This window comes from Granulicella sibirica, assembly GCF_004115155.1.
Lineage (GTDB): Bacteria > Acidobacteriota > Terriglobia > Terriglobales > Acidobacteriaceae > Edaphobacter > Edaphobacter sibiricus.
The window spans coordinates 576,616-601,931 of the sequence record NZ_RDSM01000002.1; the positions used below are offsets into that span (position 1 = coordinate 576,616).

Here is a 25,316-nt window from a genome sequence, read left to right on the forward strand (position 1 = left end):
AGCGAAATAAGGAGTGGGCTGTGAGTGCAGCTGGGGCTTTGAAGGTTCAGATCGAGTCGAAGCTGGCTAGGAGGATTCCCGGAGCGCTGACACCTGCTCCAAGGACGATTCGAGAGGTTACTGCCACCGGGATAGCTGACTTGGACGCGATGCTCGAAGGCGGCCTGCCGATGGGAGCAATCACGGAGTTTGTAGGGCAAGCCTCATCGGGACGGACGACTGCGGCAATGGCGTTTTGCGCGAGAACAATTGCGGAGGGGAAGGTCTGTGCGTGGGTCGATGTGGAGGATTCGTTCTGCCCGGAGTCGGCAGAGGCGAACGGAGTGGGACTGTCTCAGGTGCTTTGGGTCCGGTGTGGCAAGGGCGAGGTGGTTTCGGAGGGCCGAACGTATGAGTTGGCGGCTCAAACTGGTGGGAACAAGGATTTGAGATCGCGGATGCCTACAGGAGGCGGTGGGGGCAGGCATCCGCGGAGTGAGATTCGGGGACTTGAAGGTGCCGTAGAAAAGCTTCTGCAGTCTTCCAGGTTCTCGAAGGGAACGGGTATGGGTAAGCCGGGGACTCCGGGGGCACTCAATCGAACGATCTGGCCGCAGGGTGCGTGCAGGATTGCTTCGGTGTGCGCGGAGGGCACACTTCCGCCGCAGCGGGCCGGGTCGAAAGGTTATGAGGAATCGGCAGGCAGGGTGATTGCGCTGCGGCCCGTGGTGCGGAATGAGCAGGTGAACTCGGATCGGGCTCCAAAGCGACGGGGAGAGACGCTTTCAGCGGAGCGGGAGGCAACCGGAGCCTCAGTGCAAGCCGCCCGGGAGAATGCGGTCGTCGGGCCAGTAGGCGAACCGAAGATCGTGAAGTATACGGGGAAACCTTGGGGAAGGCTGGATCAGGCGCTGCGTGCTGTGGATCTTCTGCTCCAGGCGGGTGGATTTGGGGCGATTGTGCTGGATCTGGGCGATGTTGCGGTTGAGTTCGCGGACCGGATTCCGCTGGCGACGTGGTTTCGTTACAGAACAGCGGCGGATCATAGCCGGACCACGCTTGTGGTGCTGACGCAACGGTCTGATGGAAAGAGCTGCGCAGGAAGCAGCGCGGGGCTTGTGGTGCGGTTCGAGGGTATGGAGGCTTGGGCGGAGTTGGGAACAGTGATGGCATGGATGCAGTTTGGGGCGGAGTCGGCGCGGCAGAGGTTTGCGGTGGCTAGACCGGTGAGCATCGCGGGAGGTAAGACGCCGGTGCGAGCTGCGTGGGAGTGTGCGGCGGGTTGGGCAGGAAACAGGCGGGTGAGGGCATGACACGGTATGCGTGCGTGCGGGTGGCGGAGTTTCCGGTGCAGGCGCTGCTGCGTTTGAGGGCGGAGTTGCGCGGAGAGGCGGTTGTGGTGATGGAGGGTGCGCCTCCGGCGGAGGCTGTCTGCGCGGCGACGGCCGCGGCGCGGCGAATGGGGCTTGAGGAAGGGATGTCGCGAGTGGAGGTGGATTCGTTTGGCGGGGTGAGGGTGCTGGCGCGGAGTAGGGCGTCGGAGCGGGAGGCGAAGCAGGCACTGGTTGAGGCGATGTGCAGGTTTTCGCCGAGGGTGGAGGATGCCGAGTCGGACCGGGTAGCCGTATGCGTGGTGGATGTGGCGGGGACAGAGAGGCTGTTTGGAGCGGGAATCGGTGGCCAGATTCAGACGCGGGTTGGGGAACTCGGGATGGTGGCCGTGGTGGTGGTTTGCGGGGACTTTCATGCCTCGGTTGCGCTAGCTCGGGGAAGTGACGGCGTAGTAATTATTCCGTCTGGTGGAGAGCGTGAGGCGCTGGCAGGAATGTCGCTTGGTGTGCTGGACGTAGAGGAGGAGCAGCAGGAGACGCTGGCGATTTGGGGGGTGAAGACGGTTGGTGGGTTGGCGGCTCTGCCGGAGGTGGAGTTGATCGCGCGCATGGGGCAAGAGGGTAAGAGGCTCAGGCTGATGGCACTGGGGGAGTGTCCGCACCTGTTTCAGGCGGTTGAGGAGGAGTTCAGCCTGCGAGAAGTGTTTGAGTTTGATGGGCCGGTGGAGGAGTCAGAGACATTGCTTTTTGTGCTTGGGCCGATGTTCGATCAGATGCTGGTGAGGGCTCGGGGACGGGCGCTGGCGCTGGCGAGTGTGTCGGTGGCAATGCTTCTGGATGGTGGTGGGGAGCATGTAAGGGTGATCCGACCGGCGCTGCCAACGGAAAATCGGAAGCTTCTGCTGAAGCTTTTTCAGCTTGACTTGGCTAGTCATGCTCCTGAAAAGGCGGTGATTGGGCTTATGGTGACGGGGGAAACGGGTGGAACGAGCAAGGTGCAGATGGGGCTGTTTGCTCCGCAACTACCTGAATCTTCGAGGCTTGATGTGACGCTCGCGAGGTTGTCGGCGATGGTTGGTGAAGGACGGGTGGGGTCGGCGGTGCTGCGGGATTCGCATGAGCCGGATGCGTTTTCGATGGTGGGTTTCCGCGCTTCGGCGCGGTCGGGGGGGAAGGTTGAGGGGCGGGTGGTTCCGGCGATGCGGCGAGTTCGACCGCCTATGTTGTTGCGAATGAAGGTGTTAGATGGGGAGCCGAGGAGCTTTGCGTTCCGGGGTCGGACATTTCAGGTGGTAAGGGCTTATGGGCCCTGGAAAGGTTCAGGTGAGTGGTGGAACGGTGGGACATGGGGCCGGGAAGAGTGGGATTTAGTGGCGGAGGCGGTTGGGGAGAGGCTCTTCTGCCGGGTATTTCGAGATATGGTCCGAAACGCATGGATGATGGATGGGCTATATGACTGAATACTATACGGAGATGCATGCATCCAGTGCTTTCAGTTTCCTGGAGGCTGCTTCTCTGCCGGAGGGGCTGGCGGAACGGGCGGCGAAGTTGGAGATTCCGTCGGTTGCTCTGATGGATCGGAACGGGATGTACGGCGCGGCGCGGATGCACACGATGGCCGAGGAGAAGGGAATTAAGGCGCAAATTGGTGCAGAAATTGTGGTTAGGAAGACGGTGAATTGTGGTCAGGTCGTGGTCCCTTTGCTGGTGAAAAGTGCGGTTGGGTACCAGAACCTCTGCCAGATGATTACCCGGTTCAAGATGCGTGAGACGGGGAAGGCGGAGGGGGCCGCGCGGGCGCGAGAGCTAGAGGAGTTTTCGGAGGGCCTGGTCTGCCTGACTGGGGGCGATGATGGTCCTCTTGCTGAGGCTCTTCTGCGTGGGGGCGAGGCTGAGGGCAGGAAGGTTGTCGAGCGGTTGGTTGGGGTCTATGGGAAGGGCAATGTCTATGTCGAGTTACAGAGGCATTTTGAGCGGGAGGAGGAGTGGCGGAATCAGGCGGCGGTGAGGATTGCGCGGAGCCTTGGACTTCCTCTGCTGGCGACCAACGGGGTGAAGTATGCAACGGAGGTCGAGCGTGAAGTCATGGATGTGTTCACGACGATCAAGCATAAGACTGACCTCGACCATGCGGGGAAGCTGCTGACGAGGAATGCCGAGAGGCATCTGCGGTCGGCGAAGCAGATGAGGGAACTGTTTGGCGATCTGCCTGAGGCGATTGCTTCGACGCGGGAGTTATCGGCCAAGCTGGAGTTCACGATGAAGGACCTCGGCTATGAGTTTCCGCGATACCCGGTGCCGGAGGGCGAGACGATGGACTCCTATCTGGCGAAGAGGGTGGATGAAGGAGTACGGAAGCGGTATGGAGCTAAGGAGAACCATAAGTATCTAGAGCGAGCGAAGTTGCAGGTGAAAAAAGAGTTGGATTTGATCGGCCGTCTTGGGTTTGCTGGATACTTCCTAATCGTGTGGGACGTTGTAATGCACTGTCTGAAGAAGGGAATTTTGATCCAGGGACGGGGCAGCGCGGCCAACTCGGCGGTTTGTTATGCGCTGGAGATTACGGCGGTTGACCCGATCCAGATGGGATTGCTGTTTGAGCGGTTTTTGAGTGAGAACAGGGGAGAGTGGCCCGACATCGATCTCGATCTGCCTTCGGGCGATATGCGCGAGGAGGCGATCCAGTATGTCTACAACCGGTATGGGGAGTTGGGCGCAGCAATGACGGCGAACCTGATTACCTATCGTGGGCGGTCTGCGGCGCGCGAGGTGGGAAAGGTACTCGGGTTCGACCAGGAGATGGTCGGGCGGCTCTCGGGGCTTATGGGCCAGTTTGAGTGGAAAGGACCGACTGATACGCTGCCGCATCACTTTGGACATGCCGGGCTTGATGTCCGGCATCCGCGGATCGCGAAGTACCTGGAGCTTTGCCTGCGGATGCAGGATCTGCCGAGGCATCTTGGGCAGCACTCTGGCGGAATGGTGATCTGCCAGGGGTTGCTGAATAAGGTGGTGCCGATCGAACGGGCTTCGATGCCGGGCCGGACGGTGGTGCAGTGGGACAAGGAAGACTGCTCGAACATGGGTCTGGTGAAGGTCGACCTGCTTGGGCTGGGGATGATGGCGGTGCTGAAGGATTGCATCGAGCTTGTGCCGCAGCACTACGGGGTGCCGATCGATCTGGGCGATTTACCGCAGACCGATGAGGTCTACGAGGTGCTGCGGCGGGGCGATACGGTCGGGATGTTCCAGGTCGAGAGCCGGGCCCAAATGGCTTCGCTGCCGAGAAATGCGCCGAAGGTGTTCTACGACCTTGTGGTGCAGGTGGCGATCATCCGTCCGGGACCGATCGTTGGCAAGATGATGCACCCATACATGCGGCGACGGCAGAATCTGGAAAAGGTGACGTATCCACATCCGTCGCTTGAACCGGTTTTGAAGAGAACGCTGGGGGTGCCTCTGTTCCAGGAGCAGTTGCTGAGGATCGCGATGGTGATGGCAGACTTTACGGGGGCTCAGGCCGAGGAACTGCGTAAAGCGGTCGGGATGCGCCGCTCGATGAAGCGCATGAAGGACCTGGAGGGGCAGCTTCGCGCGGGCATGACCGCCAAGGGCATCAGCCAAGAGGTGCAGGAGAACATCGTGCAAAGCATCGCATCGTTCGCTCTGTATGGGTTTCCGGAGAGCCATGCGGCGAGCTTTGCGCTGCTCGTCTATGCGTCGGCCTACCTGAAGGTGAAGCACCTGGCGGCGTTTACGTGCGCGATGCTGAACAACCAGCCGATGGGGTTCTACATGCCTGCGGTGCTGGTGAAGGACGCGCAGAGGCATGGGCTGCGGGTGAAGCCGATCGATGTGCAGCGGTCGGAGTGGAACTGCACGATCGAGCATGAGGACGATGAGACGCTGACGCTGCGGCTTGGGATGCGATATGTGAAGGGTATGCGAGGGGCAACTGCGGAGGCGCTCGTGCAGGCGCGGGAGAGGAATGGTCTGTTTCGGAGTGTGGATGAGTTGGTGGTGCGGGTTCCGGAGATGAACCGGAAGGAGATGGTACAGATGGCGCGGGTGGGAGCGCTGAACAAGCTTGATGGCGTCGAGCATCGGCGCGATGCGCTCTGGCAGGTGGAGGCAGCGGGGCGACCAGTCGGACCTTTGCTGAAGGAGGCATCGGTGGCAAGCGTGGCTTCGCCTCTGCGGCAGATGACGACAGAAGAAAGGATCGTGGCGGACTACGGAGGGACAGGGGTGACGGTCGGGCCTCATCCGATGGCGTACCGAAGGGAGACGCTACGGCGGCAGAGGATCCTGTCGGCGGCGGAGCTTGGCAGGCGGCGAAGCGGGGAGTATGTGCGGGCGGCCGGATGCGTGATTGCGCGGCAGAGGCCGGGCACGGCGAGCGGGTTCATCTTTCTTTCGATGGAGGACGAGACCGGGATTGCGAACGTCATTATTCATCCGGATCTGTTCGAACGTGAGCGGGTCTTGGTCTCGAGGGGGAAGTTTTTGCTTGTGGAAGGCAAATTGCAGAACGAAGACATGGTGGTCCATGTGAGGGCCGAGAGGGTGTATTCGCTTGCGGTATCTCAGGCCGATGTACGCTCGCATGACTTTTATTGATACGGGTTAACGTCCCAAATATTGATACGGGTTAACGTGCCAGATACACCATTGCGGTAGAGATAGCTAAACGACGCTTAGGCTGGGGGTGGGGCTGGTGGATGATTCGCGAAAGGGCTTACTGATGCGTCGTTTCGGAGTGTTTCTGGCGTTTTTGTTGCTGACGGTCTGCGTCTTCGCGGAGAGCCCGAAGGACTGGACGACCCCGGTAGCGCCGTTCAAGATCGCCGATAACCTGTACTACGTGGGGAGCCGGGATCTCGCTTCGTATCTCGTGACAACACCGGAGGGCGGCATCCTGATCAACTCGAGCCTCGAGAGTTCTCGGCTCTGATCAAAAAAAGCGTAGAGCAGCTTGGGTTTCGCTTTACAGACGTGAAGATTCTGCTCATCAGCCACGCGCATTCGGACCACGATGCAGGAAGCGCGGCGGTGATCAAGATGACTGGTGCGAAGTACATGGTGATGGACGCGGACGTGCCGGTGGTCGAGAGCGGCGGGGCGAAAGATTTTGCGTACCCCAAGGATCGCTACCCGGCGGTGAAGGTGGACCGGGTTCTGCATGATGCTGACGAGGTCAAGCTTGGCGGCGCAGTGCTGGTCGCGCACAAGACCGCAGGGCACACTCCCGGATGTGCGACCTGGACGATGCGCACCATGAGCGAAGAAAAGATGCGCGACGTGGTGATTGTCGGCAGCTGGAATGTAAACCCGGGATACCAGCTGGTCGATAAGCCGGGCAAACCGGCTTCCTATCCAACGATTGTGGCGGACTATCGCCATGCCTTTCAAATCTGGAAGGGTCTTCCATGTGACATCTTTGTGGGAGCGCATGGGCAGTACTTCGGCATGCTAGAGAAGCTGGATAAGGTGAAGGCCGGCGCCGGGCCATTTGTCTGGATTAATCCGGAAGAGTATCAGGCCGCAGTCGCTGAACGGGAGCGGTCTTTCGAGGCGGAGTTGAAAAAGCAGCAAGGCATGTAACACTTACAACTCGGCTAACCGCCCGACGTTTTGGCCAGGAATTCATCAAGGCACATAATTTTTGCGATATTTGCGCTTCCCACGCCTTCCGGGCTCGGATAAAGTGCTTTTATTCTTCCAAAAATTCTTCTCCAGATGGATCTCATGGCCAGCCCCGCACGACCTCTTCTGCTCGCCCTTTGCCTGGCTTTTTCTGCGCAGGCCGCTTTGTCTCAGAACATTTCTCAGGCCGTTCCCACCGCGCAAGCGAACCGTATCACAACTCATCCGGAACTGAGCGTTACACGACGGCTTGCAGGGCACGTTCCATCCTGGGCTGTCGCTGCGAATGATGCGGCGGCAGTTCCATCGGATACCGTGCTCGGCGTCACCGTGTTGCTCAGCCGTTCTCCAGAGAGCCAGGCGGCTTTCACCAAGATGCTCGCGGATCAGCAGGATCCTCAGTCGGCGAACTACCATCACTGGCTGACTCCGCAGCAGGTGGGTGAGTTGTATGGCCCAACTCAGCATGACGTCGATGCGGTGACATCGTGGCTTAGCGGGCAGGGCATGGCTGTTTCGGACGTGACACCGAGCCGGATATTTGTGCATGTCTCCGCGCCTGCCTCCGTTGTCGGCAATGCTTTCGGGACGAGCTTTCGTTACTTCGCGATCAACGGCGTGAGGCGCTTTTCAACGGTTTCTGATCCGGCCATCCCGGCGGCCTTTGCCGCAGTGATCGGATCGATTTCGGGTTTGTCGGAGACCTCTCTACGGCCCATGAGCCGCATGCAGTCGATGCCGATGCCAGGCGCATCGAACGAGGCTGGATCGGGGCCTTCGCCGGAGTTCACGGCGCCTTCGGGGCTGCATTACGTGACGCCGGGGGACTTCTCGATCATCTTCGACGCACAGCCTTCGTACAATGCAGGCTTTACCGGTGCCGGGCAGAAGGTAGCTATCATCGGGCGGTCGCGCGTTGTGGCAACTGATATTTCGGAGTTCGAGACGAATACTGCGCTGGCTTCCAATGTGCCGAACACGATCATTCCGACCAACGGTGTGGACCCGGGGATTACAGGTACAGGCGACCAGGGTGAGGCGACGCTCGACGTGGATCGCGTGATCGGGACGGCACCGGGAGTGCAGGCGGACCTAGTGGTGAGCGGGACGGCTGGCGGGTTTGACGGGATCTATGTCGCGGCGCAGTATGAGGTGCAAACACTGCGAGATCCCGTGATGAATATCAGCTTCGGGTCGTGCGAGGTTTATGCCGGGCCATCGAATGTGACCCTTTGGGACACGTTGTTCGCGCAGGCTGCGAGCGAGGGGATCTCGGTGTTCGTGTCGTCGGCGGATTCGGGTGCAGCAACGTGCGATCCCCAGTTTTCGACGCCACCGGCGTACCAGTTTCAGAGCGTCAACTATATCTGTGTGAGTTCGTATGCGACGTGCGTGGGGGCGACGGAGTTCGCGGACACGGCAAACCCGGCGCAGTACTGGACGACAGCGAATGGGACCGGGATGGTTTCGGCGGTTGGGTACATTCCGGAGGGTGCGTGGAATGAGCCGACGGAGACAAATTCGACGGGTGCGACGATCTATGTGGCGGCCTCGGGCGGCGGGGGCGCGAGCATCTATGTTCCGAAGCCAGCGTGGCAGACGGGGACGGGTGTGCCGGCGGATGGAGCCCGCGATGTGCCGGATATGAGCTTTCCGGGCGCCGGACATGATGGCTACTATGCCTGCTTCGCGCTGGGCGGGGGAGATTGCGCAAAAGGATATTTCGAGTACTTCTCAGGGACATCGGCGGCGGCTCCAACGATGGCGGCTGTGACGGCGTTGCTGAACCAGAAGACGGGTGTGTCGCAGGGGAACTTGAACCCTCTACTTTATCGGGTGGCTGCCGCGACTCCGAATGCCTTTCATGATGCGACGCAGGCGAGCAGCGGAGTCGCGAACTGCTCAACGGCTGTACCGAGCATGTGCAATAACAGCACGCCGAGCCCGACGGGGTTGGCGGGTGGGCTTGCGGGTTTCGGTTTGACGACGGGCTACGACCAAGCGACGGGGCTCGGGTCGCTCGATATTACGAACTTTCTGAATGCAGCGGCGACTCCAGCCTCCACGTTGACGGCGACGACGATGGTGGTAACCGAGAGCTTTCCCGTGATCGCGAGCGGAAAGACCGTGAGCTTTACGGCGACTCTGAGTGGGACGGGCGTGAGTTCGGCGACGGGTACGGTGCAGTTCTACGCGGATGGAAATGCTCTTGGATCGCCGGTAGCGGTGTCTTCTGGGGTGGCGATGACTCCGTTTCTTCCTTTCACCGCGTCGGGGCGGTTTTTGATCACGGCTGTCTATTCAGGGGACGGCAGCTTCGCCTCAACGACGGCTCCGGGTATCCAACTGACCGTGACCGGCATCACGCCCTCGGTTTCGATCACGGCGGGGACGGCGACGATTCCTATCGGGGGTGGGACAACTTTCACCGCCACGGTCGTGCAGGCTGCAGGCGCTCCGGTACCGACCGGAATAGTGCGGTTTCTCGTCACGACGTCCACGACGTCGACTTACGTTGCGACGGCTCCTCTCTCGGGCGGAACGGCGACGAGTCCGGTGATCGGCTTCAGCGCTTCTGGAAGCGAGACCGTGAGGGCGGTATACCTGGGCGACTCGATTTATTCCAGCGGAAGCTCATTCCCGTTGCCACTTACCGTCCAGAAGATTCAGTCGGTTGCTCAACTTGCGACTCCTTCCGGGGCCATTGGGATGGGCGGCTACGCGGCGTTCACGACGACGGTTACATCATTGCCTTATAACGGTGCGGATCCGGTGCCGACCGGGACGGTGCAGCTTTTCTCGAACGGCGTTGCTCTCGGTGCGCCGTTTGGCTTGCCTTCGGCGACTGTGCCGTCCGTCATGGTAACATCGCTGGCGCAGCAGTTTTCGGTTGCGGGGACCGACATGATCACAGCGGTGTATTCGGGCGACGCTTCGTGGGCGGGGTCGACCTCTGCTGCGGTCACGCTGACGGTGTTGACGACTCCTCCTTCCATTACGGTGACCCCTGCGTCACCGTCGATCAGCGTCTCGGCGGGGGCAACAACGAATAACACTGCCGGTTTGACGGTGCAGGGAGTAAACGGCTTTCTCGGTGGCGTGAACCTGACGTGCGCCGTGAGTTATAACGGGACGGCTACCATCAGCTTTCCACCAACCTGCTCGCTGAGCAGCACTTCGGTTTCATTGAGCGGGAGTGCGGGGACTTCGGTCACAGTGACGGTTGGGACGACCTTGCCTCACAGGGCGCAAGCACACACATCGAGTGCTGGACTGTGGAGGGTGGGAGGAGGACTCCCAGGGGCGCTGGCCGGGACAGTGCTCGGTGCGTTTTGCCTCGCCTTCGTACCTCGGCGGCGACGCCTGATGTCGTTGCTTTCTATGCTGCTGGTGACAGGCGTGCTGTCCGGGTGCGGAGGAAGCACTGTTCCGGTAACGTCGACGCCGACTGCAACACCGGTTGGGACGACGACGGGCAGTTATACCGTCACAGTAACGGCGACGACGACGGTGGCAGGGATTGCAGCTCCGTCTCCGGCGACGATCGCGTTGACGGTCAACTAACCAGGTATCCTGCCATGATTCGTAGGGCTTACTTGGCGAACAGCTGGCTCATATCGGCGAATGATTTGAATTCGAGGGCGTTGCCGGCGGGGTCGTAAAAGAACATGGTAGCTTGCTCACCGACTTCACCCTTGAAGCGAATGTAGGGCTCGATCTCGAAGTGGATGCCGGCGTCACGGACACGATCTGCCAGGCTCTGCCAGACGGACATTTCAAGGACAACGCCGAAGTGGGGGACGGGGACAGCATGGCCGTCGACTGCATTGGCGTGGCGTTTGCCTGGGGCGTTGGGGGAGAGGTGGGCGACGATCTGGTGGCCGAAGAAGTCGAAGTCGATCCACTCGACGGAGCTGCGCCCTTCGGGGCAGCCGAGAGTGGTGCCGTAGAATGTGCGGGCAGCGTCGAGATCGTTGACGGGGAAGGCGATGTGAAACGGGGTGAGGGGCATGCTGATCTCCCCCGTGATTTTACCTTTGCCAAGCAGGATCAGGAGGCGGCTTTGACCTCGGACTGGTCGAGTAGCTGGGCGGGGATCCGGACGAAGAAAGTAGTGTTGCCGGGAACCGAGGAGAAGCGGATCGTACCACCAAAGGATTCGACGATGCGATAGACGATTCCGAGGCCGAGGCCGGTTCCGACGCCTACAGGCTTGGTGGTGTAGAAAGGGTCGAAGATGTGTGGCTGGACTTCGAGGGGGATGCCGGGGCCATCATCCTCGATAGTCACGCAGAGAGTCGGAACTCCCTTGCCGTCATGCTCGCTCTCGGCCCAGGTGCGTACCCGGATGCGGCCGTGCTCGGGAACGGCGTCGATGGCGTTGTCGAGAATGTTCGTCCATATCTGGTTGAGGCCGGAGCATGAGGATTCGAGCAGCGGAAGCTGAGGGTCGAGACTCTTTTCGAGGGTGACCTGCTTCTCGCGCATCTTGTGGCCAAGGATGACAAGTGTGGCGTAGAGGCTCTCGTTAATATTGATCGTCTGGCGCTGTCCCTTGCCTTCGTAGGCGTAGGACTTGACGGCGGTTACGAGGGTGGAGACGCGGCCGATGCTCTCCTCGATGGTGCTGACGAGCTGCATGCTGGAGGCGAGGGCATCGACCCAGTTGAGGGCGTCGGAGAAGGTGGTGCCGTCGAAGGAATCCCGGGTGCAGCTCAACTCCTGGGCGTTGATGCCGACGGAGACGAGGGTGGGGGCGAGCTTCCAGGCGTTCTCGATGTTCGAACCTTCCATCCACTCAGCGAGAGATTCTTCGGCATCGCTCTGCTCGAGGGAGTTGAGCTGGAGGGGGGCGGCGCTCAAAACGTGGGACTGAAGGTCGAGAAGGCACTGCTTCTGGCTTGGTTTGAGGTCGATGCGGGTGAAGCGGGCGCTGAGCTCGTGCATCCGGAGAAGGTTTTCCCGAAGCTGCGAGGAAGCCCGGCGAGCAGCGGCACCGGGGTTGTTAAGTTCGTGCATGAGGCCTGCGGCAAGAGTGCCGAGAGCGGCCATCTTCTCCTGCTGCACGGTAGTGCTCTGCATCTTCTGGAGGCGGAAGGCCATATTTCCGAGGATTGCCTTGCGGACCTCGGGGCACTCGGTCATAAGGTGCCAGAACTCTTCGTCGGTGAGGCGGAGCAGGAGGGAGGGTTCGAGGGTAGAGGTGGTGGAGGGGTTCTGGATATTGGCGAGGAGTGGGAGTTCACCGAAGGCGGACCCGGGAGGCAGGACCGCCATGCTGGATTCGACGCCATCGGGTCGTTTGTACGCGATACCCACCTTGCCAGTGAGGAGAATGTAGAAGTAACGAGCCGTTTCGCCCTGTTTCGCGATCACTTCCCCGGCCGGGTACTCGACTCGCTCGACGTCGTCGAGGCAATCCAGGTCCTCTTCCGAGATGGAGGCAAGGATCGGCACCTTCTGCAGATACGAGAGCAGGGTGGCGCGGTCGAGTGGAGGATTCTTCGGCGATACCTGGGGTATCGTGGTTTCGGTCGGGATGGCTTCGGTTTGAGGTTGGGAGGGGGTCATGTGCTCAGTGTTATAGGGTTGCGAGATATTGGTGGACGAACTGGATGGCGATGGAACCTTCGCCAACGGCCGAGGCGCAGCGTTTGACCGAACCATAACGAACATCCCCGGCAACGAAGATGCCGGGAACACTTGTCTCGAGCAGATATGGGTCGCGGTCGAGCTTCCAGGCGCTCTTTGCCTTCGCCTTCAGGTCTGGCCCGGCGAGAATAAAGCCCTTCTGATCGGTCACGATCTCCTTCGGCAGCCATCCAGTCTTTGGTTCGGCGCCTATGAAGATGAACACGGATGTAGCGGGGCGAGTTTCTGTCCCAGATGGGGTTGAGAGGGTGACGGCGTCGAGATGTCCATTGCCGCTGAGCGCCTGCAACTCGGTATGGGTTTCAACGGTGATGTTGGGCCGTCCCGCGATCTGGTCGATCAGGTACTTCGACATACTGCGCTCGAGGCCTTCCCCACGAATGAGCATGCGAACGTGTTTGGCGTGTCGAGAGAAATGCATGGCGGCCTGTCCGGCGGAGTTGGCGCCGCCCACAATGTACACCTCTTCATCGGCACAGGAGATCGCTTCTGTCAGAGCCGCTCCGTAGAAAAGGCCGGCTCCGCTGAACTCCTGCTCGCAGGGTATGTCGAGTTTGCAATAGTCGACGCCGGTGGAGAGGATGCAGACGCGGCATGTAATCTCGCGGCCATCGCTCATAACGGCGATATGGTAACCGTTCTCAGAGCGAATGCAGGTGACGCGTTGGGTGAGGAACTCGACGCCGAGGCGTTGCGCCTGCAACCAGGAGCGCTTCGCGAGCTCATCGCCCGAAAGGCCCTCCGGAAAGCCCAGGTAATTTTCGATGCGGGAACTGGATCCGGCTTGTCCACCTGGGGCATATGCATCCACGAGAAGGGTTTTGAGGCCCTCTGATGCTCCATACACTCCGGCGGCAAGACCCGCAGGGCCCGCTCCGACGATCACGACGTCATAGTAGTCCTGCTGAGCCTGGGTGGCGAGGCCGACCTTCGAGGCGAGCTGGATGGTCGTGGGCTGAACGAGCGCTGTGCCGTCGCCGAACAGGACGACGGGCAGCTTGGCGTCGTCTATGCCCTTTCCACGTAGAAGAGGCAATGCCTCGGGGGTTTGCTCAGGATTCAGCCACTTGAAGGGGATGCGGTTTCGCGAAAGGAAGTCGCGGACGACGTGATCGCCCTGCGCCCAGCGGACGCTGACCACCTGGATGCCGTCGTAGGCGGGTTTATAACCCTGATTCCATGCTTGTAGCAGATCGTCCAGAACGGGATAGAGTTTCTCTTCTGGAGGATCCCAGGGCTTGTTCAGGTAGTAGTGGATCTTGGCGGAGTTGATCGCTCGGATGGCTGCTTCAGTGTCTGCGTACGCGGTGAGGAGGACGCGACGTGCTTCGGGAAAGATCACCATGGCCTGCTGGAGAAAGTCCACGCCGGTCATGCCTGGCATGCGCTGATCGGACAGAAAAAGAGCGACGGCGTCCTTGCGCTCCTGCAACTGCTTGCAAATATCGAGAGCGGCGGCTCCGGAAGCGGCGCGCACGATACGGTAATGCTCGCCGTATTTACGGCGGAGGTCCTGGACGACGGCCTCGAGAACGCTGGTGTCGTCGTCAACGGCAAGGAGAATCGGTTTTGCCATGCTGAATCGTTGCTCCCGGTGCAGCTATTGGATACGGTGGACAGTGGTTCGGTTGCAGAAAGCGTAAGGCGTGCTTTTCCTAGAATATCCGGCAGTGCACGTCGACTCCACCTAAGGTGGGATCGTCCAACACAAAAGTGCCTTGTACGATTTGGAGACACGCTGGACGCGGAAGCTCGAATGGCCGATGAGGTGTCTACAGGCGCGGTGCAAGAGCTTTACCTCGGCGGGAGCTACGTCACGATGAATCGGATCATACTCGCAGACAACCAGGCCATCTTCCGCGCGGGCGCAGCACGTGTGCTGTCGCTTGAGGACGATATGCGGATCGTAGCTCAGTGCGAGGATGGCGAACGCCTGCGTGCGGCGATCGAAGCGTTCCACAACTCGGTCGTTCTGTTCGCGGCGACGATGGTGGCCGATCCAGTGACCCTGCTCGAGAATGTGAAGACGAATGGAAGCAGGGCCATCTTGATCGCGGAGACGGGTGCCGAGATTCCCGACAACGTGATGCAGATGCTCAGCGGGATGGTGCCGCGCAGCATCGCGGGGACAGATCTGATCGACTGCGCGCGCCGTGTGGGCCGCGGACAGCGCTGCATTCACGGTGCCAATGTAACGACGCTGCAGGTACCAGACAGCGTGGGTGCCCGGGTACGCGATCGGCTGACGCCCAAGGAATTGCAGATCGTCGCACTGATCGTGCAGGGGTGCAAGAACAAAGAGATTGCCTTGCAGCTTGGCACCAAGGAGCAGGTGATCAAGAACTACCTGAGAAGCGTCTACGACAAGACAGGCGTTTCTGACCGGCTCGAGCTCGCACTGTTTACAATTCACCATCGCGTGCTTGCTGAAGCCGCCGCAAAGGCCGGAACTCTTCTCGAGATGAAAACGGCTTAGGGGCTCTCTAGAGTCCCATCAGCTCTTCCTGCTTTTCCGTCTGGGCGTTGCCGACGCCGACCTTTTCGGCGATGGACTTTGCCTGCGTGAAGAGCAGGAGATAATCCGGGCCGCCTGCCTTGGAGTCTGTTCCGCTCATGTTGAAGCCGCCAAAGGGATGCGCGCCGACCATGGCGCCGGTGCATTTGCGATTCAGGTAGAGATTGCCGACCTGGAACTCTTCGCTTGCGCGGTCGAGCTTCTCGCGGGAACTGGTGTATATGGCTCCGGTGAGGCCGTACTCGGTGTTATTCGCGATAGCCAGGGCATCGTCAAAGTCCTTCGACTTGATGACCGCGAGGACAGGTCCGAAGATCTCTTCCAGGGCGAGGCGCGCGTTCGGGGCGACGTCGGCGACAACCGTTGGGGCGATGAAGTAGCCGCCTTCGGGTGTGTTGATCGCGTTGCCGCCGGTGAGTATGCGGCCTTCGGTCTCAGCGACGGAGAGATAGTTGAGTACGCGCTTATGGGCGACCTCGTTGATGACAGGACCTCCGTAGAAGTTCTTCGCAGGATCGCCGGACTCAATCTTGGCGACGCGCTCGGCAAGGCGGTCACAGAAGACGTTGTAGATGCTCTGGTCCACAATGACGCGGGAGCATGCTGAGCACTTCTGACCGCTGAAGCCGAAGGCGCTGACCGCAACACCTTCGACGGCCAAGTCGAGATCGCAGTCGGCGTCCACGATGATGCCATCCTTACCGCCGAGTTCAAGGATCGTCCGCTTGATGAAGTGCTGGCCGGGCTGGGTCTTGGCGGCGCGTTCGTGGATCTGGAGGCCTACAGCTTTGGAACCGGTAAAGGCGATGAAGCGAACCTGCGGATGCTCGACGAGCGCCGAGCCGAACTCGGGGCCGCCGACGCAGAGGTTGACCACACCCGCAGGGAGGCCGATTTCTTCGAGAAGAGCGACGAACTTCGCGGCAATGGTGGGTGCGTCGGGCGAGGGCTTGAGGACGACGGTATTGCCGGTAACGATGCTCGCGGCGGTCATGCCGGCCATGATGGCCAGCGGAAAGTTCCACGGGGGAATGACTGCTCCGACACCGAGAGGGACATAGCGCAAGCGGTTGCGCTCGCCGGGGAGCTGGATGGGTGGTCTAGCCGCGTCAAGACGGCGGGCTTCGAGCGCGTAGAACTCGAGGAAGTCGATGGTCTCGCCTACGTCGGCGTCAGCCTCGGCCCAGTTCTTGCCGACCTCATAGGTAAGCCAGGCGCAGAACTCGAACTGGTGCGAGCGAATGTGGGCGGCAGCAAGGACGAGGAAATCGGCGCGCTCGGACATAGGCACGCGCGACCAGGAGTCGAAGGCGGCCTGCGCGGAGGCGACGGCCAGGTCGACGTGCTTCGCCTCGGCCTTGGCGTGGATACCGATGACCTGGGAAGGACGTGCGGGATTCGTCGAGACGACCTGCGAGGTGGTGGCGATGGTGCGGCCGCCGAGAACGAGGTTGTACGTCTGGCCGAGATCGGATTCGATCACCGCGAGAGCTTCCTCCATCCTCTGCTTGTCTTCGGAGATGGAGAAGTCGAGAAACGGCTCGTTCGTAAAGGGGGCGTGGGTGGTCGCGGTAGTTGCCATCGATTTGATTTTAGCCTTCCGAGGCGATGAGGAGCTTGAGTGCAGCGGCAAGCGCAAGACCTGGCATGGTCAGGCTTCCGTAAGCTTTTCGGTTTCCTTGGACATCTTGGCGGTGCGGGCGAGCTTATCCCAGTTAAACGGCTTGCCATCGATTGCGCGCTTGATCGTCTTGAAGAGAACAACCGAGAAGACCTGACGGTAGCTGAAGCGCTGGATCCAGATGTGGAAGAGGAGCCATGCATCCCCTTTGCTGGCGGGGTGTTTGCGCTCGAGCGTGAAGGCGAGAGCGGAGGCGGTGAAGTCAATGATCAGAAAAGCGAGGAAGAACGTCAGGAGTTTGTAGAAGCTGGATGTCGAAGCCGTTTCGGGGTGGAAGTAGCGGTCGACGAGATAGTGGAATACGCCCGCGACGAACATAAGATCGATCAATGGCGATACTAGTGGTAGAAGTATCTGGAAGATCAGAATGTTGGGCAGGGCGAAGAGGCCCATTGCACGGCGGTTCCGGATTGCGCCCTTGTGTTTCCAGATCGCCTGGAGGATGCCGAACGACCAGCGGAATCGTTGGCGCATCAGGCCGTTCATGTTGACAGGGGCTTCGGTAAAGGCAAGTGCCTGGTCTTCATAGGTGACCCAGTAGCCCTGCTCGAGGAGGTTCATGGTGAGGTCGGCGTCCTCGGCGACCGTATCGACCGCGTAGCCTCCACCATTGCGGACGGCCTGCGTACGCCATGCGCCAATGGCGCCGGGTACAACCATAACCACATCGAAGAGATCGAGCGCCCTGCGTTCGAAGTTCTGGCTGGTGATATATTCGAGGGCCTGCCAGCGAGTCCAAAGATTAACTCGGTTGCCGACCTTGGCGTTTCCGGCGACCGCTCCGATCTTCGGATTGGCGAAGTGTGGAACGAGCCGCGTGATGGCGTCATGCGCGACGACGCCATCGGCGTCGATTCCGATGTAGATCTCTTCATCGGTCGATTCGAGCGCGAAGTTGAGGGCCTCGGCCTTGCCGCCGTTGGGCTTGGTGAGAACGGTGAGACGGCCAGAGGCGATGTCGTTTGGATAGGCTTCGCGCGCGGCGTTACAGGTGTTGTCGGTCGAGCCATCGTCGATGACGATGATGCGGATGTTCTTGTAGTTCGACATCATCACCGAGCGGATGGTCCGGATGATGACAGTCTCTTCGTTGTAGGCAGGAATCAGGACGGCGACGCGCGGGTTGTAGTCCGCTGTGGCATACTCCTTGCGCTTGCGCACACGGTCGATGATGGCGCAGAGGCCGATGATGATAAGCCGCGCGCTCATGAGCACATCGCCGATGAAGAAGACGTGGACGACGAAATAGTTGAAGAATGCGTAGAAGAAGAATGCGATGGAATCGACGCGAGCCTGCCAGAGTTGGTGCCGAGTAAGGGGGGGCATCACCTCCTCGCGCGTCTTGCCGACAAGCTCCGAGACGGGGACAATCTCATAGCCGTGCGAGCGCAGCGTCGTGATGAGCAGGGGAAGGGCAGCGACGGTCGGCGAACGGTCTCCGCCGCCATCGTGCATGAGGATGATGGAGCCACGCCGGTCGTTGTGCGCGTCCATGTCGCTGAGTTGCTCGATGACGGAGTCAGCGATCTCCTGGGGGCTCTTGCGAGGGTGTTCGTCCCAGTCGTTGGTGTCGATCTTATTGCCGATGATGACGTAGCCGAGTCCCTGAATGTGGTCGACCGGCGCAGCCTGATCGTTGGTGTCCGGCTCTTGGTCGATGGAGTAGGGTGGACGGAAATACAGCGGATAGACGCCCAGCTTCGAAGCGAAGAGACGCTCGGTCAGTTTGAGCTGCAGGTCGACCTGGCTCTTCGAGATCTCGCTGATGTCGGGATGCGTGAAGGTGTGATTGCCGATCTCGTGGCCTTCTTCGTACACACGCTTCATGATGCCGACGTTGTTGCCGGCAATCTCGCCGATCATAAAGAAAGTTCCCTTGACGCTGTACTTCTTCAGCACGTCGAGTATGCGCGGCGTCCAGTCGGGATCAGGTCCGTCGTCGAACGAGATGGCGACCTTCTTCGGCTGATAACCATACTGCTCGACCGTGTAGGACAGCGGGTAGACCGTCATTGTCTCGGCAGTGATGCTCTTGAAATCAGGCTTCACCGCATCATCGTCATCGAGGGTAACGGTGCGCCTGCCATCCTGCGGCTTGCGCGTCACGCGAAGGATGTCTCCCTCACCTTCGGTATCGACTTCGTAGCCGGGTTCGACGTCGGCCAGAGCGGTGACGGGATCGCTGTGGCCTGGCGAGTCCCAGATCTTCCAGAGCGAGTTATCTTCCGAGCCGAGATGCCACAGAGCGTAGGTCTGGATACCGAGGGCGCGGGCCGCGCGCATCTGGTTTAGCACGGTGACGGCGTCGAGAAACCATATCTGGTGCCGGACGTGGCCATCGACGTCGTCGTAGGCAAAGTGCGCGTTGAGCGAATCAGAATCGAGGGCCACGTTGGCTTCGGAGTCGAACGCCGCCTGCCACGCGTTCTGCGTTGAGATATAGCGAACTCCCAGTACCTTCTCGGGCGGTGTCGACGGCGGCTTCTGACCGCGCTTCAGCATGCCGGGCGGAGTCGGAAGCTGGACGGTCCAGTCGTAGCCATAGCTGCCGAGGTCGCAGATGATCTTCTCTTTGGGCACAACCTTGAGAGCATTCGTCAGGTTATCGACGAACCAGTCCTGCGCTGCGATGGGGCCGGACGCCGTGGATGTCATGTGCTGGTCGTAGTTCATAAGCAAGAGACCATCGGAGTTATCGGCAAGGAGCTTCAGGTTGTAGTCCATGTCGCCGATGGGCGTCTTGAGGTACAGCCGGAGGTGCTTTGGATGAAAGTCCCGGTAAAGCTCCTGCACAAACGCGTTGTAGCCTGGTTGCGCGTTTTCGGGGATCTCTTCGAAGTCGATCGAGAGGCCGCGATATCGGTTGTTGGCGCCGAGGAAGGCATCGACCTGGCGGATGAAGTTGGCGCGCGAGGTGGGGTTGTTCAGGAAATCGCCGACGCCGGGCATGAAGAGGCCCGTGCTCGGGTTGTAGTTGTTGACCAGCGGGAAGACTTCGGTATCGACCCCCTCGGAGGCGATAACATGGGCGACCTTGTCTTCGGCGTCCACCGAATGGACTCCAGCATTGTCGATCACCGGATAGGCACGATTATCGTTCGGAGTGTAGGCGGTCAGGCTGCCGTCGGGGGTGACGACGTGAAGCCACTCGGGAAAGAGAAGATCGATCTGCTTGATGTGCTGCTTGAGCGAGGAGTAGCTCGCGGCGTCCCAGTCGACGTAATAGGCGGCGCGCAGACCTTCACCGCTGTTCAAGGGAACGTCGGACGGCTTGAGCGAGGTGCGCCGGTGGGCAGAGCGCGTGAGCTTCTGTCCGGGTTTGACGGCAGGTACGGGCTCGCTTTGCAGCGCGCGGAAGTTGCGCTTCTGGCTTTGCAGCAAAAGCTCGGGCAAGGGCTTCATTCGCGCAAGACCGATGACAAAGAGCACGCCCAGCAGGAGACCGGCGAGGGCGACGACATCGAAGATGCGGCGCAGGCGCTTCCAGCGTTTGCGCTGCGGATCGTAAAAGACTGGCTTACTCATGAGTTAATCGTTGGCCCGCTAGGCCCATCCTAGCAGGTACAGGGGGTAGACGGCCCATCGGCAAGCCGCGTTGGCTCGGCCGTCGGAGATCATGGTGGGGGTATCATAAGCACCTGAATATGCAGAACATCGGGCCGGGATACTGGACAAAAGATAAGCGCCGGAGCGCGCTTTGGGTGGTGCTGGCGATGGCCGCGGGCCTGGTTCTGCGGTTGTGGATGATCGCCCACGGTCAGCGGGTGAACGGTGACTCCCTCATCTATGGTGACATCGCCAAAAACCTATATCAGCATGGCGTCTTCGGCTTTACGGGAATGTCGGGAACACCCCGCCCGACGCTCTTGAGGCTCCCGGGCTTCCCCCTTTTTCTGGCGGGATGCTTCGCGGTCTTCGGGGTAGAGCACTACCGAGCAGTGATGTATGTCCAGGCCGCTATCGACCTCGCCACCTGCGGGCTTGTGGCTGGCACGGCTGGTTGGATGTACGGGCGAAGGGCTTGGTGGGCCGCGCTCTGGCTCGGAGCGCTTTGCCCGTTCACGGCCGAGTATACCGGCGCGGTCCTGACCGAGACGCTGAGCATCTTCTGCGTCGCTGCCGCGTTCTACGGGATGACCCGCTGGCAGAAAGCCGGCCTTGGCGTGAACCGATGGGCCTGGGTTGTTGGGGCATCCCTTGCTTATGCGGTGCTTCTTCGGCCCGAGCAGGGTCTATTGGCAGCCGCCTTGGTCCCAACGATGGCGTGGATAACCTGCCGGGGCGGGGTCAGACGGGGTCTGTCGGCGGTGGCTCTGACTGCGTTACTGGTAGTGGCTCCGCTGGCTCCGTGGGCTGCTCGGAACTGGATAGCCTTCCACGTGTTCCAACCGCTCGCCCCTCGCCAGGCGAACGACCCGGGCGAGCTTGTGCCATTCGGCTTCATGCGCTGGTACCGGACCTTCGGGGTCGACTTCCTCTCGACTGACGAGGTGTACTGGCGTTACGACAGCGATCCCATCAACGTGGCGGATCTGCCATCGCGTGCCTTCGACTCTCGAGCGCAATATCGCGAGACGGCGCAGCTACTCGACGAGTACAACCAGACCACGACCGCTACCGCCGCCTTCGACACGAGGTTCGCAAAGATTGCAGAGGACCGCATCCGTGTGAGCCGCTTCCGCTACTCCGTCGTGATGCCTGTGGCAAGGTTGCTGAACATGCTCTTCCGGCCGCGGACGGAGCTCCTCAACCTGCCGCTGGACTGGTGGGCTTTCCGTGACCATCGCGCAGGCTCCTGGGTGGCGCTCGGATTCGGCGTCGTGAACTTGGGCTACTTTCTGCTCGCAGCATTAGGTGTCATTCAGAAAGGCCGGGGCGGTGTGGTCTTTGCGATGGCATTGTTCTGCCTGCTGCGCTGCGCGATGCTAGCGACGATCGATAACTCCGAGCCGCGCTACACGCTCGAGCTTTTTCCGGTGCTCGTTGTATGGGCTTCGGCGGTATTTGCTGAGAATACTAACGGCGGTCGATCGTCGGATTCTTACCCAGCTTGATGGCGTACGGGCCGGCGTCGACCTTCTGGTTGTAGTGGATGTGCGTGTACGTAGAGGTGCGGTAGTCGCCCGATGGGGTAAAGAGTTGCTGCTTAAACGAGAGGCTCCGCGTCGGATCGACCCAGATGGTGATATGGCTGAAGTTGTTGCGACCAGCCGGGTCCTTTGAGACGAGGTCGAGCTTCTCGACGGTCACGTTTCCCGAACCATCGTTGAGCTGCTCCGGGCCCTGATCGGTAATGGTCCAGGCGGCGGCAAGATCGTGGCCACTGCCGCCGAAGCCAAGCGTGAGGAAGCGTTCATACTGCGCGGCTCGAATTTCCGTGATGTGGTTCGCGCCCGGATCGAAGATGCGTGCCACGCCGTTCTTGTAGTCGACGAAGCGTGTGTTGGGCGGCTGGATCTTCAGGCCCATTTCCGTGCTCGTGCCTTTGCGTTCAAAGAAGACGGAGCCGGTCTCGGTCGTCGTCTCCTTGACCACGCGCTCGTAGAGATCCTGCGTGAAATCGGCCTGCGCCGACTTGAACTTCGTACTGGCCTCGTCCATCTGCTTGAGTACGCTATCGAGACGGCTTTGTTGAGCAATGGATGCGACTGGAGTGCAGCAAAGAAGCAGGGAAGCGAGGCGGAGGGTGTGCGGGATCTTCATGGTCAATTTGCTCCGATAGTTTGGATGATCGGCGAGGGGAAAAAGGAAGGCTAGCGCAGCACCCATGCATGCCATGCAACAGTCTTTCCATGTGTGTCGAGGACAGGCTCGTAGCGCTCGAGCGTCACTTCGCCCGCAATCGGCTCGACGGTGCGCAGGATCGCCGAGCGGCGGCCGGTCTCGGTGTCCATGCTCTGTCCAATGCTTTCGGCGCTATCGGAAACCTGGTCCGCACGGATCTCGTACAGGAACTCGCTCGACCCGTTCGGCGCGGTCCCGACTTCCTTGATAAGCACCTCGGAGGAGTGCAGCGCGACTGTCGGCACGGGCTTGTCCTTGAAGTCGATCAGGTGCGGAGACACGAAAAGAAACAGCAGTATGAGCGTCACCATCACGTCGTAGTGAAAGCTCCCGCGCTCGTAGGTCCAGAAGATATAGCTGCGAAGGACGCGACCGGCTGCCATGCTCAGCTCCTGACTTTCTGCCGCGTGATTGTCGTCTCGCCGTTCATGTAGGGCACGAGAACCTCCGGTATGCGTATGGACCCGTCGGGCTGCTGATAGTTTTCGAGGATCGCGACGTAGGTTCGGCCGACGGCGAGCCCGGAGCCGTTGAGCGTATGCAGGTACTCGGACTTCTTTGCCTGCGCCGCTTTGAAGCGGATGTTCGCGCGGCGTGCCTGGAAGTCGTGAAAGTTCGAGCAGGAAGAGATCTCGCGATAGAGAGCCTGGCCGGGGAGCCAGACTTCGAGATCGTATGTCTTGGCGGCTCCCGCACCCATGTCGCCAGCGCAGAGAAGCATGCGGCGGTAGGGGAGCCCGAGCTTCTCGAGCACCGTTTCGGCATTGCGCGTGAGGGCTTCATGCTGGGCCGCGGAATCTTCTGGTCGGGCGAACTTCACCAGTTCGACTTTCTGGAACTGGTGCTGGCGGATCATCCCCCGCACGTCCCGTCCGTAGGATCCAGCCTCGGACCGATAACAAGGGGTATATGCGCAGAACGAGATCGGCAGCTCGGATTCCTCTAGCGTCTCGTCGCGGAAGAGATTGGTGACCGGGACCTCGGCGGTGGGGATGAGCCAGTGGTCATTTTCCTGCTGGACACCGGGAACGTACGGCCCCTTGTCGTCGCAGTGGAAGAGATCTTCGGCGAACTTCGGAAGCTGCCCGGTGCCGAAGAGCGACTTTGAGTTCACCATGTTTGGCGGCAGGACTTCGGTGTAGCCGTGCTCGCGTGTGTGCAGGTCGAGCATGAAATTCGCGAGAGCGCGTTCGAGACGGGCACCCTGGCCGAACTGCACGACGAAACGCGAACCGGAAATCTTGGCCGCGCGGTCGAAGTCAAGAATGCCGAGCTGCTCGCCAAGCTCCCAGTGCGGCTTCGGGTTGGCGATCTCAGGGATCGTCCCCCAGCGCTTCACCTCGACATTATCGTCAGCCGACTTGCCTTCAGGAACGTCATTAGCCTGCAGGTTGGGAAGCGATTGGAGAATCTCCTTCAACCTGCCGTCGGCATCGGCCGCGGTCTGTTCGAGCGACTCGAGCTCGGCTTTGAGAATGCGCGTCTGTTCGGTCGGGCCGGAGGCGTCTTCGCCTGCCTTGCGGAGCTTCGCGATCTCGGTCGTAAGCTGGTTGCGCTGGGCCTTCAGAGTTTCGACCCGGGTGATGGCGTCGCGGCGGTCGCGGTCGATGGAGGCGAAGTCGGCAAGAAGGCTTGGGTCGGTCCCGCGAGCGCGGAGTTTGGCTTCGACCGTCGGGAGGTTGGCCCGAACGTAGGCTAGATCGATCATCAGGGCTGATTTTATCTGGTTTGGCGGCTCGGCGGGGCTTTGCGCGCCCGCCGGGCGCTGCTGTCGCTAGAATCGAAGAATCGGGGCGTGCAGATGAGCAAAGCTGTGGATATGTCCGTGACAGTCGCAGGCGTGGAACTTCGCTCACCCGTCCTCGCGGCGAGTGGAACCTTCGGTTACGGCGTGGAGTTCGACGACATCATCGACATGGATCGGATCGGCGGATTCATTACAAAGGGCCTGTCGCGCGAACCGATGGCCGGAAACGCCGCTCCGCGCATCATCGAGACCGCCGCTGGCATGATCAATGCCATCGGCCTCCAGAACATGGGCGTCAAGGCCTTCGCCGCCGAAAAGATGCCAAAGCTCCGGAAGCTCGCCGACGCGGTCGTCATTGCGAACATCTTCGGCTTCACGGTCGAGGACTGCATCGAGGTCATCCACGTCCTCAACGACACGCCCGGTATCGTGATGTATGAGCTGAACGCGAGTTGCCCGAATACGAGCCACGGTGGCATGGTCTTCGGGACCGATCCCGAGCTTCTCGGCGACCTCGTCAGCCGATGCAAAGTGGTAGCGAAGAGGCCGCTGATGGTGAAGCTGTCGCCGAACGTGACCAACATTGCAGGGATGGCGCGCGTGGCCGAGGCGGCGGGTGCGGATGCGCTCTCTCTCGTCAACACCTTTCTGTCCCTCGCGATCGATGTCGAGACACGACGCCCACGCATCGCGAATGTGACTGGTGGGCTATCGGGCCCGGCGATCAAGCCCATCGCCGTCCGCATGGTGCATGACTCCTCGCGCGCGGTGAAAATTCCGGTCGTCGGCATGGGAGGCATCGTGCGGGCGGAGGATGTCGTGGAGTTCATGCTTGCGGGAGCGACTGCGGTCGAAGTCGGCACTGCCAGCTACGCCGATCCGCGCGCGGTCGAAACGATCTCGACCGGCTTGCGCAAGTGGTGTGCGGCCCATGAGATCGAGCAGGTGCGGAGTTTGACCGGCGCGATGCTTTCCTGATCA

At 60.6% G+C, this 25,316-nt stretch carries 15 protein-coding genes and 1 pseudogene; 8 read left to right on the top strand and 8 right to left on the bottom strand.

Translation table 11 applies throughout. From position 1 onward, the window contains the following. Positions 1-20 precede the first annotated feature (20 nt). From GRAN_RS13355 to GRAN_RS13375, 5 genes and pseudogenes are all read left to right on the top strand, one after another. A complete protein-coding gene (locus GRAN_RS13355) occupies positions 21-1,292 on the top strand; it encodes an ATPase domain-containing protein (RefSeq protein WP_128913518.1) in 1,272 nt (423 codons plus the stop codon). Next, on the top strand, positions 1,289-2,770 hold the full coding sequence (locus GRAN_RS13360; RefSeq protein ID WP_128914187.1) for a Y-family DNA polymerase: 1,482 nt from the start codon (positions 1,289-1,291) through the stop codon (positions 2,768-2,770). The genes GRAN_RS13355 and GRAN_RS13360 overlap by 4 nt, the downstream gene beginning before the upstream one ends. Next, positions 2,763-5,930 (top strand): DNA polymerase III subunit alpha, encoded by a 3,168-nt coding sequence (locus GRAN_RS13365; RefSeq protein ID WP_128913519.1) that lies wholly within the window; start codon positions 2,763-2,765, stop codon positions 5,928-5,930. The genes GRAN_RS13360 and GRAN_RS13365 overlap by 8 nt, the downstream gene beginning before the upstream one ends. Before the next feature lie 124 nt (positions 5,931-6,054). Next, positions 6,055-6,914, top strand: a pseudogene (gene bla / locus GRAN_RS13370) (subclass B3 metallo-beta-lactamase). Positions 6,915-7,121: 207 nt separating this feature from the next. After that, positions 7,122-10,520 carry a protease pro-enzyme activation domain-containing protein gene (locus GRAN_RS13375; protein ID WP_161570969.1) on the top strand — a complete coding sequence of 1,133 codons (3,399 nt, stop codon included), beginning with the start codon at positions 7,122-7,124 and terminating at the stop codon, positions 10,518-10,520. Positions 10,521-10,548: 28 nt separating this feature from the next. On the opposite strand, the gene GRAN_RS13380 is transcribed toward GRAN_RS13375, so the two are convergent. Genes GRAN_RS13380 through GRAN_RS13390 form a run of 3 tightly spaced genes read right to left on the bottom strand, consistent with a single transcriptional unit; the run spans position 10,549 to position 14,184 of the window. Continuing rightward, positions 10,549-10,968, bottom strand: coding sequence for a VOC family protein (locus GRAN_RS13380; RefSeq protein WP_128913521.1), 420 nt, complete (start codon positions 10,966-10,968; stop codon positions 10,549-10,551). Positions 10,969-11,006: 38 nt separating this feature from the next. After that, positions 11,007-12,527 carry an ATP-binding protein gene (locus tag GRAN_RS26710; RefSeq protein ID WP_128913522.1) on the bottom strand — a complete coding sequence of 507 codons (1,521 nt, stop codon included), beginning with the start codon at positions 12,525-12,527 and terminating at the stop codon, positions 11,007-11,009. 10 nt (positions 12,528-12,537) lie between these two features. Then, on the bottom strand, positions 12,538-14,184 hold the full coding sequence (locus GRAN_RS13390; RefSeq protein WP_128913523.1) for an NAD(P)/FAD-dependent oxidoreductase: 1,647 nt from the start codon (positions 14,182-14,184) through the stop codon (positions 12,538-12,540). A 180-nt stretch (positions 14,185-14,364) separates the two neighbouring features. On the opposite strand from GRAN_RS13390, the gene GRAN_RS13395 reads away from it, so the two are divergent. After that, the gene (locus GRAN_RS13395) at positions 14,365-15,084 is read left to right on the top strand and encodes a response regulator transcription factor (protein ID WP_338323436.1); all 720 of its coding nucleotides are present in this window, start codon (positions 14,365-14,367) and stop codon (positions 15,082-15,084) included. Positions 15,085-15,091: 7 nt separating this feature from the next. Here GRAN_RS13395 and pruA read toward each other — a convergent pair whose 3' ends face one another. Further along, positions 15,092-16,705 carry an L-glutamate gamma-semialdehyde dehydrogenase gene (gene pruA, locus GRAN_RS13400; protein WP_128913524.1) on the bottom strand — a complete coding sequence of 538 codons (1,614 nt, stop codon included), beginning with the start codon at positions 16,703-16,705 and terminating at the stop codon, positions 15,092-15,094. A gap of 69 nt (positions 16,706-16,774) precedes the next feature. Then, positions 16,775-20,329: a trifunctional glycoside hydrolase family 18/polysaccharide deacetylase/glycosyltransferase family 2 protein gene (locus GRAN_RS13405; protein ID WP_128913525.1), complete on the bottom strand. Its 3,555-nt coding sequence runs from the start codon at positions 20,327-20,329 to the stop codon at positions 16,775-16,777. Between the two features lie 119 nt (positions 20,330-20,448). On the opposite strand from GRAN_RS13405, the gene GRAN_RS13410 reads away from it, so the two are divergent. Further along, on the top strand, positions 20,449-21,858 hold the full coding sequence (locus GRAN_RS13410; RefSeq protein ID WP_128913526.1) for an ArnT family glycosyltransferase: 1,410 nt from the start codon (positions 20,449-20,451) through the stop codon (positions 21,856-21,858). Here GRAN_RS13410 and GRAN_RS13415 read toward each other — a convergent pair. Genes GRAN_RS13415 through serS form a run of 3 tightly spaced genes read right to left on the bottom strand, consistent with a single transcriptional unit; the run spans position 21,821 to position 24,296 of the window. Further along, on the bottom strand, positions 21,821-22,507 hold the full coding sequence (locus GRAN_RS13415; protein WP_128913527.1) for a LolA family protein: 687 nt from the start codon (positions 22,505-22,507) through the stop codon (positions 21,821-21,823). The genes GRAN_RS13410 and GRAN_RS13415 overlap by 38 nt on opposite strands. Positions 22,508-22,557: 50 nt before the next feature. Continuing rightward, positions 22,558-22,971 (bottom strand): hypothetical protein, encoded by a 414-nt coding sequence (locus GRAN_RS13420; protein WP_128913528.1) that lies wholly within the window; start codon positions 22,969-22,971, stop codon positions 22,558-22,560. Positions 22,972-22,973: 2 nt separating this feature from the next. Beyond that, positions 22,974-24,296, bottom strand: a complete 1,323-nt coding sequence (serS, locus tag GRAN_RS13425) for a serine--tRNA ligase (RefSeq protein WP_128913529.1) — start codon at positions 24,294-24,296, stop codon at positions 22,974-22,976. 93 nt (positions 24,297-24,389) lie between these two features. Here serS and GRAN_RS13430 point away from each other — a divergent pair, with 93 nt between their 5' ends. Further along, positions 24,390-25,313, top strand: coding sequence for a dihydroorotate dehydrogenase (locus GRAN_RS13430; RefSeq protein ID WP_241654566.1), 924 nt, complete (start codon positions 24,390-24,392; stop codon positions 25,311-25,313). Positions 25,314-25,316 lie beyond the last annotated feature (3 nt).

Bases quoted from the DNA above. Each gene is read 5' to 3' on its own strand.
- GRAN_RS13430 (WP_241654566.1), top strand. From the start codon at position 24,390: ATGAGCAAAGCTGTGGATATGTCCGTGACAGTCGCAGGCGTGGAACTT.
- GRAN_RS13405 (WP_128913525.1), bottom strand. From the start codon at position 20,329: ATGAGTAAGCCAGTCTTTTACGATCCGCAGCGCAAACGCTGGAAGCGC.
- GRAN_RS13365 (WP_128913519.1), top strand. From the start codon at position 2,763: ATGACTGAATACTATACGGAGATGCATGCATCCAGTGCTTTCAGTTTC.
- GRAN_RS13360 (WP_128914187.1), top strand. From the start codon at position 1,289: ATGACACGGTATGCGTGCGTGCGGGTGGCGGAGTTTCCGGTGCAGGCG.
- GRAN_RS26710 (WP_128913522.1), bottom strand. From the start codon at position 12,527: ATGACCCCCTCCCAACCTCAAACCGAAGCCATCCCGACCGAAACCACG.
- pruA (WP_128913524.1), bottom strand. From the start codon at position 16,705: ATGGCAACTACCGCGACCACCCACGCCCCCTTTACGAACGAGCCGTTT.
- GRAN_RS13415 (WP_128913527.1), bottom strand. From the start codon at position 22,507: ATGAAGATCCCGCACACCCTCCGCCTCGCTTCCCTGCTTCTTTGCTGC.
- GRAN_RS13420 (WP_128913528.1), bottom strand. From the start codon at position 22,971: ATGGCAGCCGGTCGCGTCCTTCGCAGCTATATCTTCTGGACCTACGAG.
- serS (WP_128913529.1), bottom strand. From the start codon at position 24,296: ATGATCGATCTAGCCTACGTTCGGGCCAACCTCCCGACGGTCGAAGCC.
- GRAN_RS13410 (WP_128913526.1), top strand. From the start codon at position 20,449: ATGCAGAACATCGGGCCGGGATACTGGACAAAAGATAAGCGCCGGAGC.
- GRAN_RS13380 (WP_128913521.1), bottom strand. From the start codon at position 10,968: ATGCCCCTCACCCCGTTTCACATCGCCTTCCCCGTCAACGATCTCGAC.
- GRAN_RS13395 (WP_338323436.1), top strand. From the start codon at position 14,365: ATGGCCGATGAGGTGTCTACAGGCGCGGTGCAAGAGCTTTACCTCGGC.
- GRAN_RS13390 (WP_128913523.1), bottom strand. From the start codon at position 14,184: ATGGCAAAACCGATTCTCCTTGCCGTTGACGACGACACCAGCGTTCTC.